General features: G+C 54.8%; 16 protein-coding genes. 4 read left to right on the top strand and 12 right to left on the bottom strand.

Annotated features, from left to right (window positions below; all coding sequences use genetic code 11):
* Positions 1-14 precede the first annotated feature (14 nt).
* From ACKGJP_RS04685 to infC, 8 genes are all read right to left on the bottom strand, one after another.
* On the bottom strand, positions 15-2900 hold the full coding sequence (locus ACKGJP_RS04685) for an extracellular solute-binding protein (RefSeq protein WP_409344525.1): 2886 nt from the start codon (positions 2898-2900) through the stop codon (positions 15-17).
* A 158-nt stretch (positions 2901-3058) separates the two neighbouring features.
* Positions 3059-4468: an ABC transporter substrate-binding protein gene (locus ACKGJP_RS04680; RefSeq protein WP_409344524.1), complete on the bottom strand. Its 1410-nt coding sequence runs from the start codon at positions 4466-4468 to the stop codon at positions 3059-3061.
* A 698-nt stretch (positions 4469-5166) separates the two neighbouring features.
* Complete coding sequence (locus tag ACKGJP_RS04675; RefSeq protein WP_409344523.1) at positions 5167-6216, bottom strand: DUF4855 domain-containing protein; 1050 nt, start codon at positions 6214-6216, stop codon at positions 5167-5169.
* Positions 6217-6310: 94 nt separating this feature from the next.
* A complete protein-coding gene (locus ACKGJP_RS04670; RefSeq protein WP_409347075.1) occupies positions 6311-6694 on the bottom strand; it encodes a VOC family protein in 384 nt (127 codons plus the stop codon).
* 22 nt (positions 6695-6716) lie between these two features.
* Entirely contained in the window at positions 6717-7754 is a 1038-nt protein-coding gene (locus ACKGJP_RS04665; protein WP_409344522.1) for an S-adenosylmethionine:tRNA ribosyltransferase-isomerase, read from the bottom strand.
* Entirely contained in the window at positions 7744-8499 is a 756-nt protein-coding gene (locus ACKGJP_RS04660) for an SDR family NAD(P)-dependent oxidoreductase (protein WP_409344521.1), read from the bottom strand. The genes ACKGJP_RS04665 and ACKGJP_RS04660 overlap by 11 nt, the downstream gene beginning before the upstream one ends.
* A 272-nt stretch (positions 8500-8771) precedes the next feature.
* Complete coding sequence (locus ACKGJP_RS04655) at positions 8772-9368, bottom strand: YdeI/OmpD-associated family protein (RefSeq protein WP_409344520.1); 597 nt, start codon at positions 9366-9368, stop codon at positions 8772-8774.
* 21 nt (positions 9369-9389) lie between these two features.
* Positions 9390-9866, bottom strand: coding sequence for a translation initiation factor IF-3 (infC, locus tag ACKGJP_RS04650; RefSeq protein ID WP_409344519.1), 477 nt, complete (start codon positions 9864-9866; stop codon positions 9390-9392).
* Positions 9867-9929: 63 nt separating this feature from the next.
* Here infC and ACKGJP_RS04645 point away from each other — a divergent pair, with 63 nt between their 5' ends.
* The 3 genes from ACKGJP_RS04645 to ACKGJP_RS04635 all read left to right on the top strand — a co-directional run bounded on the left by ACKGJP_RS04645 (position 9930) and on the right by ACKGJP_RS04635 (position 12656).
* Positions 9930-10238, top strand: a complete 309-nt coding sequence (locus tag ACKGJP_RS04645) for a hypothetical protein (protein ID WP_409344518.1) — start codon at positions 9930-9932, stop codon at positions 10236-10238.
* Positions 10239-10353: 115 nt separating this feature from the next.
* A complete protein-coding gene (locus ACKGJP_RS04640) occupies positions 10354-11907 on the top strand; it encodes a diguanylate cyclase (RefSeq protein WP_409344517.1) in 1554 nt (517 codons plus the stop codon).
* A 185-nt stretch (positions 11908-12092) separates the two neighbouring features.
* The gene (locus ACKGJP_RS04635; RefSeq protein WP_409344516.1) at positions 12093-12656 is read left to right on the top strand and encodes a hypothetical protein; all 564 of its coding nucleotides are present in this window, start codon (positions 12093-12095) and stop codon (positions 12654-12656) included.
* A 14-nt stretch (positions 12657-12670) separates the two neighbouring features.
* Here the strand turns inward: ACKGJP_RS04635 and ACKGJP_RS04630 are convergent, their stop codons facing one another.
* The 3 genes from ACKGJP_RS04630 to ACKGJP_RS04620 all read right to left on the bottom strand — a co-directional run bounded on the left by ACKGJP_RS04630 (position 12671) and on the right by ACKGJP_RS04620 (position 15552).
* Positions 12671-13462: an ABC transporter ATP-binding protein gene (locus ACKGJP_RS04630; RefSeq protein WP_409344515.1), complete on the bottom strand. Its 792-nt coding sequence runs from the start codon at positions 13460-13462 to the stop codon at positions 12671-12673.
* A 46-nt stretch (positions 13463-13508) separates the two neighbouring features.
* Complete coding sequence (locus tag ACKGJP_RS04625) at positions 13509-14771, bottom strand: MFS transporter (protein ID WP_409344514.1); 1263 nt, start codon at positions 14769-14771, stop codon at positions 13509-13511.
* A gap of 79 nt (positions 14772-14850) precedes the next feature.
* On the bottom strand, positions 14851-15552 hold the full coding sequence (locus ACKGJP_RS04620; RefSeq protein ID WP_409344513.1) for a FadR/GntR family transcriptional regulator: 702 nt from the start codon (positions 15550-15552) through the stop codon (positions 14851-14853).
* 389 nt (positions 15553-15941) lie between these two features.
* Here ACKGJP_RS04620 and ACKGJP_RS04615 point away from each other — a divergent pair, with 389 nt between their 5' ends.
* Positions 15942-16790: a D-alanyl-D-alanine carboxypeptidase family protein gene (locus ACKGJP_RS04615; protein ID WP_409344512.1), complete on the top strand. Its 849-nt coding sequence runs from the start codon at positions 15942-15944 to the stop codon at positions 16788-16790.
* Positions 16791-16915: 125 nt separating this feature from the next.
* Here the strand turns inward: ACKGJP_RS04615 and csaA are convergent, their stop codons facing one another.
* Positions 16916-17245, bottom strand: coding sequence for a chaperone CsaA (gene csaA, locus ACKGJP_RS04610; protein ID WP_409344511.1), 330 nt, complete (start codon positions 17243-17245; stop codon positions 16916-16918).
* Between the last annotated feature and the right edge of the window lie 307 nt (positions 17246-17552).

Here is a 17552-nt window from a genome sequence, read left to right as displayed (position 1 = left end):
CGTCGCCCTCCCTTCTACTCTGTCGGTAACTTGAACTCTTTGCGTTTAATCGTAATTTCCTCATTAATGGTGCGCACGTAATCGAGAAGCGTTTCCCTCGCGTCGGTTTTATTTTGAACGACCGCATAAAATGCGTTCTGCAAATGCCTCGTTAACGAATAACCGCCCGGAACTTCAGGCGTCCCGCGCACCCATTGCCACTGCGACAACAGATTGTTGTACTCCCTGGCGGACCATGGCAGCTGCTTCATCGCTTCTTTATTCGCCGCCGCATACCGGCCGGATTCCCCGAGCAGCGCCTCCAATTCGCGGCCGAATGTCGCCTGGGCTTCCGTATCGGTCCACCAGTTGATAAACTTCCATGCCGCATCCTTGTTTTTGGCGCTTTTGAACATGACCGTTCCGGCGCTTATCGACAGCGCTTCGCGATGAACCTTGCCGTCTTCGCCAAGCACGCCGGGAACGGGAGCAAAGCCCCACTGCCCGCGAATTTCCGGCGCGAAGACCGTCAGCGTATTGTAAGTCGTATAGTCCGCAATCCCGAGCGGCATTTCGCCTGTTCGGAAGCGGTTGGCAAATTCGAATTCCTGCGGGAGGCTATAGTTGTTGTACAGCTCCGTCCACTTCTTGAACGCCGTAATCCCGACCGTAGAGCCCAGATCGGTCGATTTCCCGCCATCCTTGTAGTACTGGCCGCCGTTTTGGTAGAGAAGCATTTCAAATACGGGCGTCGGCGTCATCCCGATTTGCATATGATGCTTTTGCAGCTCGGGAATGACGTGGTACAAATCCTTCCACGTATCGGGAACCTTTTGCTTAAGTTCGTCAAGGATATCCTTACGGTAGAACAGCATCGGGAAAGTCTGCTTTTCCGGAATCGCAAAAATTCCGTTCTGATACGTGAATCCGGCAAATGCGCTATCCATAAACCGCTGCTTTACCTTATCGAAGCCCGGGTAAGTCGATAAATCCTCCAGAGCGTTCCGCATCGCGAAGTTGACGACGTCAGTGGTCGTTAGCGCCACATCGGGGCCTTTGCCGGCCAATGTCGACGGCAGCAGCACTTTGCTGTCGACCAGCTGCAAATCAACCGTAATTCCGGTCTTCGGTGTAAACGAATTGTCGATCATCGACCGCAGCAGCTGCGCCTGATCCCGGCCGCCGTTTACCCACACGGTCACCGCATCGCCCTTGATGCCGCTTCCGACATTGTTATAGTTCTCGGAGAACGAATACCAGAAGGAAAGCACATCGTGCTTCATGCGGCTGATAAAGCCGGTCGTCGCCGGAGGCGTATCGACACTCGGCGATTTGAGAAACAAATAATCGAGCTCAAGCGGCTGTTGATTGACGCTTAACAGCCATGTCCCGAGCGAGGATACGTTGTCCTTGAATTTTTTCAATCGGCTCGTGAGCGTTTCCGGATGGTTGCCAAGATCGTCCAGTTGGAACGACGTCGTTCGCAGAATCGTTGCGCTTTCGCTCGATCTTCCGATCAATCGGTCCATCTGGTCGGCTGCGTCATGGAGTGATTTGCTTTGTCCGAGGAACATGTCCGCCAATCCCGGAATGAGCTTCTCCAGCTGATAATCGCGGAAGGTATCCGGCTGCGTTCCGGTGATCATGATGATTCTCCTGTACAGGGCATTCAGCTCCAGAATGCTCTTCCGTACGGATTGAATGACTTCCGATAAGTCCCCCATCGTCACCTCAAGCTTGATCCGATGCTTGCCCTTGGTGAGATAGAACAAATACGGCCGATCCTCTTGTCCGGTAACGCCAATTTGCCAGGCGCCGCCGTGTTGGAAGGATACTTGTTCCGCTTCCTTGAACGGAATCCGGTCGTCGATATACAGCTTGCGCACAACATTGACGCCGCGGGACAAATTCTGCTTGTAGCGGAAACCGATCTGATACAAGCCGTCTTCGGGGACGTCGGCTTCCCAGGAAATCCACTGGCCCGGTACTTTCCAATTGACCCCGCCGATCGAATTCATCCGAATTTTGGATACGTGGTAGGGGACCGTACCTGGACTTGTTCGATCGTTGATCGGATAAAGGGAAGGATTGGATTTGGTGACGGCATCTTCGCCTTGAATCTTTATCAGAATATCCTTCGTTTCCCGGTAACCTTGGGTACGATAGTCACCGGCCAACTCTTTATAGGGAATCGGCGCTTTTTCATGAAACAATTGCAAATAATCGATGACCATCGGCTCACGAAGCGAACCCAATTCGATGCGATGCTTGCCTTTCGTCAAATAAAAGGAGAACGGCTCCTGGTAGTTGCTTTCCGCATCGCTAAAGCTTTTTTCCTGCCACGCGGGACTTTCGATTTGCCTCGGCCTCAAGTCATTGCCGTTAAGGTCACGCTGCACTTCCGACAGTTCATTGCGCCATACCCGAGAAAATACGAGCCTGTTTGCCTCGTCGAACGGAGCGGCACCGTCAATCCGGAGTTCCCTTTCAATCGGGGAGCTGTTCCCTTCCACAGGAAAATAGCGAATCCCTAACTGATACAATCCGTCTTCCGGCACCTCGATATTCCAGTAAATGGAGCCCGTTTCTTCCGTTCGCACGACGGGGCTCGTTGCATGCTCGAATGCATCCAGAATACTCGCTTTCATCCCTTCCGTTCCCGCAAACGTTTCCGCTTCGATCCGCTGCGTAACCTCGGGATGCGCCGCTTTCGAGTATCGGCCAATATACTGTTCATAGCGAAGCGTTGACGACTGGGCATCCGCAGCATCTTCAGCTTGGTTCGCCGACGACTTTGCTTGTTCCGCTCCCTTCCCGCTTCCCGCCGGCTGGTCCGCCGACACGAAGGAACCGATCATCCATACGGAAACGATAGCCATGATGGAAACAGCAGCAACAAGCTTTCTCTTTAAGATCCGCACCGCTAGCTCTCCTCTCCTGCATAATCAATCCCGGCCCCTTTCGTATCGATAAGGAATCCCCGCCCTTCAATCGGCAGCATCGCACTGCATAACTTGAAGCATCCTGCCATTTTTTCATGAGCGGGCGGGGATATACGAACGGTATCCATCCGAATCAATTATTTTTTTGTATTCAACACTTTATCCAGATCGGCTTGAATCGGCTGTTTGGCTTTTTCCATTTCCGATTCCGGCGCACCGCCGTCTCTCACGAAGCCCCAGACGGCTTTGGACACGGTTCCTTCAATACTGCCTACCCCGGCCCATGGAACAGGGAATGCGTAATCGGCTATCTTCAATGCAATCTCGACGTCTTCAGGACTTTGCATCAATTTTTCGTTATACTCTTTGCGAATGTTGCGAAGCTCGCTCCACAGCGTCAGTTCATCCCAAATTTTCGCTACGACTTCCGGCTGCTTCACGTTGGCCGGTATGAAATATTCGGTGTAGTTGACCAGATAGCTTGCGTATTCGGTTGCTTTCGGACCTTTCGGGAAGTAGACGAATCCGAATTCGTCCGTCATTTTACCGCGGCCTCCGGCTTCCCACAGTTCTCCGGATACCATTGCCGCTTTGCCCGTATGAAATGCCGTTTGCGAATCGTTGTAATCGTCGAAGCTGCCGTTTTTGTTCGGCATCATGACTTTGTGCGTATTGACCAGATCGTTCAAGAAACGCATGGCTTCGATCGCATTCGGCTCATCGCCGCTGAATACCCATTTGTTGTCTTTCTTTGTAATCAGCGATCCATTGTTCGAATGCATGATCAGACGAGAAAGGATCGGAGCATGGTTGGCGAGACCCCATTGGTCGATATTGCCGTCGCCGTTTGTATCCTTTGTCGCTTTCTTGGCAATATCGAGGAACGCATCCCAAGTCCATTTGTTTTCTTTGACCAGTTGGTGCGGATCAGGCAAGCCTTCGCGTTTAAATAATGTTTTATTGTAATAAATGCCGGCGCCGGCATTGACCGAATCCATGAACCCGTACATTTTGCCGTTCCATTCGCCGAACGTTTTAATTCCTTTGGGCCATTTCGGATCGTTAAAATCGAACAAACCGTCGACCGGACGCAGCAATCCTTGGTTGATGAGCGGAATCGCGAAATATTTGTCAAACGCGACGATGTCCGCAACCGAATCGCCGGAAAGCCCTGCGTTAACCAGCTTCTCGCTGACTTGCCCCCATCCCAGCGGCTGGTAAACGATTTTTACGTTATATTTTTTCTCGACTTCTTTTTGCTTGGCTAGCCGCATATCGCCGAATTTCGTTCCTGCAACCGGAGCGCCCAGAGCGCGCTGTTCGGCGTCGTCGAGCAGGATGCGGATTTCTCTGCCGCCCAGATCGACTTTCGGTTCTTCCGTTTTGGCCGGCGAATTCGATGCCGACGGTTTTGGCGATTCCGCTTTTGGCGTTTCCGTTTTCGCCGGTTCCTTCCCCGTGTCCGTTGTTCCCGAACCTGTGCACGCGGTGATAAAAATAAGTACGAGTCCTAAAATGATGGATGCAAACGTTTTCAACTTGCGCATTGACAATACCCTCCCCAAGTTGTATTGCTGTCAATCAGAAAACAAACGCCAAGTCAGACTTCCATCAAACGATGCCGGATCACCTCCTCAAGCTCTTGGTCGAATCCTCAAAGACAAAATTTCTTTTTTATGAAGCCGCAGCGATGCATTTCGAAACAATACCTATTATAGAGAGTGTCCGCACTAGGATGTTTTATCTATTGTTCAAGGAAGTTGTATTATCATCCAATATCACCCAATCTCCCTTTGCGGTATGAAAATCGTAGCACCCGTGATCGTTTTTTTAATAGTTCTCAATTGTCCGATCGAGTTCTCAGATGGCATAAATTCGGGTATTGATTTGCCGTTTCAAGTTCGTTTTTGGCCCGTTAAAAGCGGGAATGCCCGGCCTGCCGCCGGTGACGGGAGGCGTTGGCGCGCTTTCGCGAAGCGACGATAACATCGACTGCGAAGAGAAATAAGAGATCGACGTTCCGTCCAATCACGAAGAAACACTATTACGCTTTAGTTCCATAAAGGATATAAGCTTTCTTTAGCTACAAAAAAGACCATTCCTCCCCATGAGGGGAGGAATGGTTTTTGGACCTCGACCTTATTAACGGCATATGAATGCCGACGTCCGAATTGGCGAAAATAAAAACTTGAAACTCAGCATTTTCTTCCCAAACGGTGCATAGCGCCAATTGTGCGGGGGATCATCAACCGTCCTGCCGTTCGAACTTGCCCTTCACGAACCGGTATGTCCAATCGTACGCTTCCCGGCGTGCCGGATCTTTACTGTAGGCGGAAGCCGCCATCAGGTCGACATCCTGGTAATACCCGCGGAACACGTCGCCGTCAAACCCGTGCTTCAAGCCGCCGTTCAAATAATCGAGATACTTGCGGCGAAATTTTCCGCCCGCCTCCCATATGCGGAAATCGACCTCGACTTCTACTCCCATGCCGGCTTGCTTGGCAAGCTGCGCCGACTCGGCTATGCGCCCTTCGTCCGTCGTTTCCGAGAAAAAGTGGTTCGGCTGCAGCACCGCGGCATCGAACCCGTAGCCGGCCCACGACTCGAACGCTTCCGCCCGGAAATACGGAATCCAGAAGTAGCGAAGCTGCAAATTGTGAACGAGCTCTCCCGCGTAACGGACCAGCTCTTCCTCCCCCGGCACATCCCGGCGCACCGCTTCATTCATCCAGTACAGCCCGCTCAGGCGAAGCCGGTTGAAACCCGCCATGCGCCAGCGGTTCGCCAGCTCGGCCACGTACCAATCGAGCGCATGCCGCTTGTTCCGCTGTGCTTCCTCCGGACCTGCGGCCGCATGATCGAAGCAAAGCATACGGCCGTCCAGCTCCCCGAACAACGCTTGATTCGGCGCCGGATACGGAATCATCAGCACGACCTTCATCCGATACCCGGCGTCACCCAGTTTCTCTCCCGCTTCCGCAACGGCTGCGTTCAGCTCCGCCAAATCGCCGCCGGGCGCGAACGTTTTGTCCAAATACCAGAGCCAGTCGCGCATGTCGGTCGGGTCGTGGGACTCCTCAAAGCCGTGACGGGCGAACGACCATTTGGCCAAAAACAGCCCGCCGTCAAACAACCATTCGAGCGGCTCCCCTTCGGGATTCAAGTAAGCGACGTAAGGGAGAAATTTGCCCTTCTTCCAAACGCCCGCTCCGTTCTCGTAGTGACCGTTATAGAACAACATCAGATTCCGAATGCCGCCGGTTTGCTCGCCCGAGCGCAAATAATCGCTAGCCATCGGTTTTCGACTCCTTGCTCTGATAAAAACTGGAATAGGTAACTGAACCCCATTATATAAGGCTTTCTGAAATATTCTTTTAACAATAGATCAGTTAACTTGTGATATCCTCCACGATTTTGAGAGGGGGGATTTCCAAGAATTCTAGCAGTTCGCCGTCGGGACCCGACACAAAGACGCTTTTCCAGCCGTTGTCCAGGATCACGGGCTTCTCGACGAGCGGAATGCTTTCGCTTACCAACCATTCGCACAGACGAGTCAAATCATCGACTTCAAAAGCCATATGCGTATTGGAAGGCATATAGATGAACGTTTCCGGCTGCACCAGTTCCAATCGGAAATGCCCGAGCGTCAGAAAAGCGATCCGTTCGTCCTCCCATTGCAGCCGCATTTCGGGAACGAAGCCCATGATTCTCTCATAAAAAGATACGGATCTTTCCAAATTGCCGACTTCGATTGAAAAATGATGCCCCTTCATCACTCCGCCGACACCTCCTCCGCTATACAATCAGGTTCATATCGCCAAATTCATGCCACAGATAGCCGCGCTCAATCGCTTCTTGATAAGCCCCTACCAGCAGATCCGGATCGATAAACGCGGACAGCAAGTCCAGGTGGCTCGCTTCCGGTTCATGAAATCCGGTAATCAACCCGTCAACGACCCTTAGGGGCATCGAGCGGTCGATCATCAAGTTGGTCCATCCGGATTCGGCGGCAAGGTTTCCGTCCGGAGCGACGGCCGATTCCAGCGCGCGAACGACTGTCGTGCCGACGGCAACGACTTTTCCGCCCGCCTGCTTGGTTTGCTTAACGGCTTCCACCGTTTCGGACGGCACATCGAATTGTTCGAAATTCTCTTTCGGACTCCTATGCCCGGAATCTTCAAGCAAGTAGCTGAGACCGGTATGCAGTTGAACGTAAGCGATACGAATGCCGCGGCGCCGCAGTCTAAAAAGCAATTCCCAGCTAAACGCTCGGCCCGCAGACGGCATTTCGACCGAACCCGGGATGGAGGCATACACGGTTTGGTAGTAATCGAGCTCCCAAGGGTGGGAGATGTATTCGTAGCGAACCGGTTCCCCGAGGGCGTAAATCCGGTCGATCAATAGAGCTCCTTGCACGGAAAAAACAATGGCGGCAAACGGCTTCGGCGACGTATCCGTCACGGTTGCGGACAAAGCCGGGGTAAATTCAAACGTATCGCCTGCAATCACGTTTGCCGTTACCGCCAGCGCCTCCCATTTCCGTTCGTCCACCCGCCGGGCAAGCCGGATCTCGGCGTTGTCGTCCAGAACGACGCCGCTCCTTATCCATTTGCCGTGCAGCACGGCGGGAATCGTTCGGCTTGCATTCAACACAAGCAGATCCCCTGTTCGCAAATATTGATCCAGCTCGTAAAAACGAGTATGCGATACTTGCCCGTTTTGCCGATCCAGAACCAGCATCTTGACATGATCCCGCCGAATCCCTCTACGCTCCGGCGGCATCGCGGCGTTCAGCTCTTCCGGCAGCTCGAATACAGCCGTTTTAGCGTTCATGGTTCTCCTCTCCTTCGGGCCGCACAAATTCCTGCGCCTCCAAACGCTGTCCGTTTACATCCTTTGCATCGTCGGAAGCCAGATACAGGAACACGTCCGTCACATCGTTCGGGTTCGCGAGTTCATAATCGCAGTCCGGAACGGCCAATGCGTGCATATCCGTGTCCATTTCCCCGGGATCCACCATGTTGACGCGAACCCCGGTCTCTTGCACTTCATCGGCCCACGTTTCCGTCAATCCTTCCAGAGCGAACTTTGAAATCCCGTAGGCCCCCCATCCCGCATAACCGACGCTCCCTGCAGCAGAGGTGACGTTAATGACGGAACCGCGGCCGCGGCCAAGCATATTCGCGATGACGCGCCGGGTGATGAGGAAGGGCCCTACGGCATTGACCCGAAGCACTTCGGCAAAGTCCGTCTCCGGGAAATCGAGCAGCAGAGGCATCGGGCTCGGACCCAGTATGGAGGCGTTGTTGATCAGCACATCGATTTTACCGTATACGTCTTCCGCCGTAGCCACGAACCGTTCGACGTCGCGGGACACGGACATATCGCCGACTACGGCGAGCACCTCGGCGCCTAACGCTTCCAGCTCCGCCTTCGCCTGCATGAGCGCCGTCTCTCCGCGCGCCGAAATGGCAAGCTTGGCGCCTCGCTTGGCAAATGCGAAGCTGAGCGCCCTCCCCAAACCTTTGGAAGCCCCCGTTATCATCACAACGTTCCCGTTCAAGTCTCTTCCTGTCATCGTAACCTCTCCTCTCGTTTTGAACCCACACTTCAGATACTTTATATACTTATATGTTTGTTATGTATATAATATGGCTGGTTTCCCGATTTGTAAACCATTTTTTTGAAAAAACAAAAAGCCCGGGAATCCGATTCGTTCGGAATACTCCAGACTTTGCATGGGACTGCTTGTTTGATGACATGACACGGCTTACCCTGTAGACCGTTCGGCCTGTTTGCCGGAAACGGATGCGGCTGGACGGAGCCCCGGCGCTTGAGCTTAACGTCCTCCTAATACGACAGCCGCTTAATCTTTCGTCCGTTCGCCGAATCTTCGATGAGCTCGGCTAGACGGCTCCTTCTCGTCTCTTCTTTCTTCGCGCTGACGATCAACCAAATGGCTGTTTTGCGGTACGAAGCGGCCTGCGACTGAAAAAAATCCCACGCCTGCTTGTTGGCGCGAAATTCCGCTTCCTGCGCGTCGCTCAATTTCGCTTCTTGCTTCTGCTCGTAAGCGTAAATGCCGGACTTATTCGCCTTACGCTTCTCGAAGGCATTCAGCCCTGCCGGCCGCATACGGCCTAGCGCCGTAAGCTCCGTCACGCGGGCAACGTTGACATCGCTCCATATGCTTCCCGGCTTGCGCGGCGTGAAGCGGATCATGTAGCTGATGTCGTCGATGCCCTTGCGAAGACCGTCGATCCAGCCGCAGCAAAGCGCTTCGTCGACCGACTCCGGCCAGGTCATGCTCGGCTTGCCCGAACCGACTTTATAGTAGCCGACCCATAATTCCTTGGACTTGTCGTGATGCTCTTCCAGCCACGCTCCGAAATCGGAAGGCGCCGCGAAGAAGGCAGGCTGCGCCGGTTCTTTCATAGATTCGGCCATCGATGATCGCTCCCTTATCGATTATTGCAACGGATCGAGCTGAACCGCCGCCTGCTTGCCGCTAAGCTGAATGCCGGTCTTCGGTTTGCCTGACGGTTTGAGCTCCTTGACCAGCGCTTCCAGCAGCTCCTTCGCCTTGGCGCCTTCCTTCCCTTGAATCTTGACGACAAGCATAACCGCGTCGCCGGCGTTCAGCAGACGTTCCGCCTGCTGGCGCTTGGTTTCATAATCGTGATCCTCGATATGGGGAGTAAGGCGGATTTCCTTGAGCTTCGGCGCCCTCTCCTGCTTGCGCGCCTGCTGGGCCTCCTGCTTGGCTGCTCCGGCGCCGATCAGCTTGCAGGGCGGAGGGCTGCTCATCATCGACGTGCATACCAGATCCACCTTCAGCTTCCGCGCCATGGCCAGCGCCTCCGACGTCGGGACGATACCCAAATCCTCGCCGTTCACGCCTGTCAATTGTACCTCGAACGCTTTGATTTTTTCGTTCTTTATCATTGTGGACACACCTGAACTTTCGCTATAATGAACCCATCTTACCGTCTGGAAGGAGATTTATCAATGCGCCGCACCGAGCTGGAAGAAGAGATTATACGAAACTATGAGCGGGACGAACAGACCATGATTCTTATTTTCGCCCAGTGGTGCGTCAATAACGGCCTCGATCCGGCTGCGCTCTATTTGCAGGCATATCCGGAGCAAGAAGCGAACGCCGCTCTGCAGCAAGCAGTCGAGCTAACGGTTTCGAAGGAAGAGGCAGGCGACATTACGGACGATACCGTCCTTACCGTGCTGTCCCTATTCGGCAACGAAGACTTGGCTTTCGTCGTCACCGAGGCCATTGCCGCACGCAAGACAGGCAAACGCTAAGCCGTCCGGCTGCCGGCCGGAACGGTTTCTATCCATTCTCCCCGATTCCCGTCGAAAATTAAAAAAAATGCCGATGCATTCATGCTATAATATGGAAGACAGGGGAGATGGTACGGTGATTACGCTAGCGTATTTGCTATCGGGTATTTTCGCTTTCGCGGCAACGATCATGGCTTGGCGATACAAGAAGCTGCCGGGCAGGCATTACTTTTTGATCTTGAGCGCGCTAACAGGACTCGTTACGTTTGCCTCCAGTATCGAATACAACAGCATCTTCTTCGAAACGAAGCTTTGGTGGCGCAACGTTCAGCAGATCGGCTTTTTTTATTCGCCCGTCATGGTTTTGCTGCTTGCGCTCGTCTACTCCCGGAACGAAAGCCGGATTACCCGCAAGCTGCTCATCCTCGTACACCTCGTACCGACCGCGGCTTTGCTCTTGATTTTCACGAATTCCTACCATCATCTGATGCGTAAATCGGTTTCCATAGATACACAGGGTACCTTGCATATCGTAAAAACGACGTTAAACAGCGCTCTCCTGCTGCATGGCTTTTTTCTGTTCGTCATCAGCTTCTTTTTGTTTGTCCGTACGATGATTTTTACGAACGGCACGCAGAGAAAACAGCTGCTCATGCTGATTCTCGGCCTCTTCCTGCCCTTCTTCGTCTCTTTGCTTCGCAATCTGGGCCTCTTTCCGGAAACGGGCTACGCCGCTTCCGTCGCCGTTACTTATTGCCCCGGCTTCCTGTTCCTGGTCTGGGGCATGCTGAAGTATCAGCTGTTCGAAGCCGTACCGATCGCCCGCAACAAGCTGTTTGATGTGATGAAGGAAGGTATTGTCGTGCTGGATGCGGAGGCGCGGATCGTGGATACCAATCTTGCAGCAAGGCAAATGCTGTCCCAAATAAGCGGTTCCCCCGTTCAGCAGCCGAACGGAAAGAAGCTGGAGGAGCTCGCTTCGGGCATCAGGCCGTGGATCGAAGCCCACAGCCGGAGGAGCGAGGAACAGATCGAGCTGTCGTTCGCAGCGGGCGCGGAAAGCTTCCACTTATCCGTCAAAATCAGTCCGGTCATGAGCGGCAAAAACATCTTTACGGGATCGATGTCGGTCGCCACCGATATAACGGATAAAGTCGAAGCCGAGCGGGAGCTCCGGAGAAGAGCGGTGACCGACGGGCTGACGAACATTTATAACCGCGCGGGATTTATCGAGGCGACCGAGCGAATGATAGACGCGGCAGTTGACGAGGGACAAGCCCTCAGCTTGCTTGTCGCCGATATCGACGATTTCAAAAGCATCAACGACCGGTTCGGGCACCAAACGGGAGACCTTGCGCTTCGCGCCTTCGTCGACACGGTCAACCGCATCATCGGCGCGTCCTTTCTTTTCGGAAGAATCGGCGGCGAGGAATTTGCGCTCACGCTTTCGCAAACGGCGGCGGCGCAGGCGGAAGACGTTGCGGAAAGCATCCGCGAGGCCGTTGAAACGATTGCGATCCGCACCGCGGCCAACGAGGATATCCGCTTTACCGTGAGCATCGGCGTCGCAGAGCTGGCGCCGGAGGCGTACAGCTTCGAGCAGCTGTACGCGAAAGCGGACCAGTCTCTATACAAGGCCAAGCAGAGCGGCAAGAACCGGATCGTCTTGGCAAACCAGTCCGCTTCCTAGGGATGGTCAGACCTGCCCCTGCACCGCCAAGCTTGCTGCTGTAGCTTACAGCCGCGAGCTTTTTTCATTTATCCGGCCGTTTCCCTCGGCTTCCCCTTGTCCAACACCTCCTTCCCTCCATCAGCGAGGTTGTCATTCCTGCGCAGCCGAAACGGATCATCGCCCATTACTATGCCGCGGAAACGATGGCGATCGGTGTGAAGCCGGTCGGCACGAATTTTGCCACCGCAGGGCAAATTCTTACGAAGGAGCAGCTTCAAGGCATTGAGGATGTCGCCGGAGAAGGCGTCAATCCGAACGCGGAGAAGGTGCTTTCCCTCAGCCCGGACTTGATTCTTGTTCCGGATTTCCTGGAGGATAAGAGCCTAGAAGCCCTTACCAAAATCGCGCCTACGGTTGCGGTCAGCTACACGGTCGATGCCTTTACGCGGCTCCAGACGATCGGAGACCTGCATTTCTCCCCTCCCGATACCGTCAGATCGCTGATCGACAGCGAAAAAAGCTTCCGGTGGAAGGCCATTCCGCCGGAAGCGCTCAAGGATTATGCGGGCGACCGCGTATTTCTCGCCGTGACGAACGACGAACCCGCCTTGCGGGCTTCGCGGGACATCATGCACAGCGAGCATTGGCTTAGCCTGCCGGCCGTCCGAAGCGGACACGCCTATGTGACGGAGCACAAATGGGGGCTCTACGACCCGATTACGCTGGACGGGCATTTGGATGAAATGGCGCGGCTCCTGGCCACATAAGCCGAACCGCAGCTTCACTCCCCATGCCCGTTCCACGACAACACGGCGCGCCCGTTATGCCAATGGACGGAGATCCCGGTCTCAAAAAAATCGGTCAGAACGTCCTCCGTCAGCACGTCAGCCGTCCGTCCCGTACGGAATACTTCGCCCCGGCGCATCAACAAGCAGTGGCCGAAAAGCGGCACGATTTCCTCCGTGTGGTGGGTGACGTAAACGAGGTTGGGCGCGTCCGCCCTTTGCGCGAGCCGCTCGATGCTGGAAAGCAGCTGCTCCCTTGAAATAAAATCGAGCCCGTTGCACGGCTCATCCAGAATGAGCAGCTTCGGGGAAGCCATAAGCGCCCGCGCGATCAGCAGCTTCTGCTTCTCTCCCTGGGAGCACGACTGGTACCCCCGGTCGATCAGATGCGAGCAGCGCAGCTGTTCCATCAGCTCGACCGCATAGTCTTCGTCCTCCTTCGTCGGCTTGTCGTAAAGTCCGATCGACGCGAATTTGCCGCTGAGGACGACCGACTGCGTTTTGTCACCGGCATACAGCCTTTCCTGCAAGGACGAGCTGACCCAACCGATCGACTTGCGCAGCTCGCGCAAATCGACCGTCCCGAAGAGCCTTTCGAAGACGCTTATCGTCCCTTTGGTCGGCCAGATGTAGCCGTTAATCATATTCAGAAGCGTCGTTTTGCCGGAGCCGTTCAGTCCCAAAATGGCCCAATGCTCGCCTTTGGCCACCTTCCAGCTGACGTTGTGCAGTAGCGTCTTCTGGTCGCGCCGGCACGATACGTTATCCACCTCGATGACATTCGTCACGCTCGTCCCCCCTTTTTGGTTGCGCAGCCTCTTACATGAACGCTTCTTACCCTTTAACGGCTTGCCGCCCCTCAGGTACGGCAGACAGTGCGTGCAGCTTCCGGTCGGTCGGCAGGAAAGCGGCCAGCACGCCGAGCAGCGGCAAATATGCGCAAATCTCGATGACAAAAGCAATGCCGGAAACGTCCGCAACCTTCCCCAGCACCGCAGATCCGACGCCCCCGAGCCCGAATGAAACGCCGAACACCAAGCCGGATACGGTTCCGACCTTATTCGGCAGCAGCTCCTGCGCATAAACGACGATGACCGAGAAGCCGGACATCAGAATAAAGCCGATGCAGATGCACAGCACGACTGCCCAAAGCATGCTGCTAGCATAAGGAAGCAACAGGGAGAACGGCGCCGTTCCGAGTATCGAGAACCAGATCATGTTACGGCGGCCGAAACGGTCCGCCATAGGCCCGCCCAGAAAAGTGCCGACCATGCCGGCCAGCAGCAGGGCGAACAGGATCAGCTGCGCCTGGTCGACCGAAATGCCGAATTTATCGATGGCATAGAACGAGTAAAAGCCCGTCATACTGGCGACGTAAACGAATTTGGAAAACAGCAGCATAAGCAATATGCCAAGCGATGCGCCGACAATCCACCCTCTCGCTCCCGCCGGCTGGGCTTTAGCCGCTCCCGCTCCCTTGGGCGCTTTCGGACGGGCGACGAGATTCGCCTGATACCAGCGGGCCACCTTCGTTTGAATGATCAAGGCGACGATCGCCGCAATGGCGAACCAAATGATTCCCTTTTGTCCGAGCGGAACGAAAATGAGCGCCGTCATGACCGGAGCCAGCGCTTGACCCATATTGCCGCCGACCTGAAAGATCGATTGCGCAAGGCCCCGTCTATCCCCGGCAGCCAAATAAGCGACGCGCGACGACTCCGGATGAAGCACGGAGGAGCCGATCCCGATCAGAATGACGGCGAGCATAATATAGGCGAACGAAGGCGCGAACGCCAGTCCGACCACGCCTGCGAGCGTAAACAAGATGCCGATCGGCAGCAGGTAAGGCTTCGGCTTCGCATCGGTATACAGCCCGATCAGCGGCTGCAAGATCGATGCGGTGATATTCAAGGCAAAGCCGATCAAGCCGATTTGCGAGAAGGATAATTGCAGCGTTTCGTGTAAAATCGGAAACATCGCGGGCACGACGGATTGGATCGCATCGTTCAGCAAATGCACCGAGCTGATCATGAACAAGACGGAAAATACGGTCATATGCCGGGCTTGCTGCCCTGCGCTAGCGGATATGGAGCTCATACACATCATCATCCTTCTGTTTGGTATTGGGTATAACATCATATCATCTGACGTTTAAAGACAAACCTCGGAGAAGAGGTCAGCTCGATTCGTGGAACAGCTCGTCGATCGTGCCCTTCAAGTAGCGCGACGTCCATGCCACCGCTCCGGCCGCATCGCGGTCGCGAATGCTTTCGTACAGCTTAATGTGCGCTTCCGTTTGGGGATTGTGGCCATCGGGATTCGCAAATATTTTGGTCAGCGTCTCCTGCACGAATACGGAGAACGATTTGTACAAATCGGTCACGACCGCATTCTTGCTGGCTAACGACACCGCAATATGAAAGCGGATATCCGCATCGATATAGACCTGCAGGTTTTTATCCTTCAGCGCTTGGTTGCGCGTGTCCAGATGCTCCTTGATTCTGCGGAGATCGTCGTCGTCCCGGCGTTCGGCGGCCAGCCTCGCGATTTCCAGCTCCATCATTTGACGGACTTCGTATACCTCCATGATCTCCGCCCGCCGAAGCCGATTGTCAAGCGGCTCCTGAATCGTCGCGCCGGGCCTCAGAAACGTGCCGAAGCCTTGCTTTTTCTCGAGCAGGCCCGCGTGAACGAGCACGCGCACCGCTTCGCGGATCGTCGAGCGTCCGACATGGAACTGCTCCATCAGCTCGGGCTCCGTCGGAATTTTGTCCCCCGGGGCGATATCGCCGGACGAAATTTTTTTCTGCAGCTGCTGCACCACTTCGTCGACGAGCGGCTTGCGGTGAACGGAAGCGAAGCTTACTTTCGAACTCATCAGATCATCTCCTGTTTGTCGAATTGTAGCACATGTATCCGCAGGTTTCCACCCTAAAATTTACATTCGGGCAGCTTTTTTGGGCCATCCGGCAGTTCCCGGAAACGATCATCTCGCGTACAGGCTGTCCGCTTAGCAGTCTTCCTGCGGATCCCCCGAACCGGCAATTGTTGCCCGGAAGGTGAAACCTTTTGCCGGATGCGGCAGTCTATGTATTCGTGGCATCTCCATTGCGCATGCCGATTATGCATGGCTTCCATTATTTACTTTCCTTCCCTTTTGACAGCCGTGCTTCACCGATTTACAATTGCGGAGTGCAAGGCTTTTCGATTCACCCTATATGAAGATGAATGACCATACGATTTGACAGAAACCTGGAGGACCTTCTTATGAAAAAAGGAACAATTACCGCTCTGGCGCTTCTCTTATCCGTCAGCCTGCTCAGCGCCTGCGGCAAAGACAACAGCACCGCCCCTTCGGCAACCCCGGGCTCGTCCGCTCCATCCGCGAGTTCGTCCGTATCGCCGTCGAATTCCCCGGCAGCGACAGCTTCGCCGACACCGACGGCAGGCTCCGCATCTCCGTCTCCGTCCGCGTCGCCAAGCGCTAAGGCCAGCACCTCCCCCGGAAAGAACGGATCGATTCAAGTCGTCAGTCAGCCGGAAAGCATATCGGCGCTTGTCAATAAGCAGAACATGCTGCCCGACAAATACAATCCGGACGATCTCGTCTATCCGGATATTCCTTTTACGTTCAAAGAGAAGAACGAGAAGCGCAAAATGCGCAAAGAAGCCGCGGAAGCCATCGAAAAATTGGTCGCGGGCGCCGGCAAGGACGGCATCAGCCTGGCAGGCGTTTCGGCTTACCGCTCCCACGCGACGCAGAAGGCTCTGTTTGACAGCTACGTCAAAAAAGACGGCGAAGAAAAGGCGAAAACCTATAGCGCCGTCCCGGGCACGAGCGAGCACGAAACGGGCTTGGCCATTGACGTAAGCGGCAGCGATGGCAAATGCGCCGCACAGGACTGCTTCGGCGGGACGAAGGAAGCGGCTTGGCTTGCCAAGCACGCTCACGAGTACGGCTTTATCATCCGCTATCCCAAAGGAAAAGAAGCGATCACCGGCTACCAGTACGAGCCTTGGCATATCCGCTACGTAGGGACCAAAATCGCGAAAGAAATCGCCGATAAAGGCAGCACGCTGGAAGAATATCTCAACGCAGTACCCGTATCCAAGTAAACACGAAAAAGCATTCGGAGCCTGCAGCGGTTCCGGATGCTTTTTATTGTCTGTCGCGGCTGACCTTCCTTATTCGGCATAACGGCTTCCCGGACTTCCTCCGGCCAGCTGCGCCGGCTTGTCCGTCAAGCGATCGGCGTTCCGTTCGCCACCGCCTCGTCCGGACGAAGCAGAACGACGTCTCCTTCGCCCGGCACGCCGCCCAGCACCAGTACCTCGGACATAAAACCCGCTATACGGCGCGGCGGAAAATTCACGACGGCGGCCACCTGCCGTCCGACGAGCGATTCCGGCACATACCTCGCCGTAATTTGCGCGCTCGACCTCTTGATCCCAAGCTCGCCGAAGTCGATTTCGAGCTTGATCGCCGGTATTCTCGCCTCCGGGAACGGCTCGGCCTTTACGATGGTACCTATCCTTATATCGAGCTTCATGAAATCTTCTATCGTCGCCATTTTTTCTAGCCCCCTGTAAACAAGTTATCCTTTCCGCTATGATACCTGACGGGAAGCCGGTCAAGCAAGGACGCGAGCGATAACCCCCTTATCGATTCCACAGATCCGATGTATGAAACGGGCTAGCCGGCAGTCCGTCCCCATTGCTTAGATTCAGATCGGGAGCCTGCGTCCAGCCGACCGATTACAAGAGAGTGAACGGCGCTTCAGTCGGTACCGATCCTGTTGGCGGGGCCGGCGGCATTCGCGCAACGCACTCCCGTTCATTCCGTTTAGACTAGCCAAATGTATTTGGCGCTGCCTTTTA

Source organism: Paenibacillus litoralis, from assembly GCF_046244365.1.
Lineage (GTDB): Bacteria > Bacillota > Bacilli > Paenibacillales > NBRC-103111 > Paenibacillus_V.
This window is presented reverse-complemented; position numbering and strand designations above follow the sequence as displayed.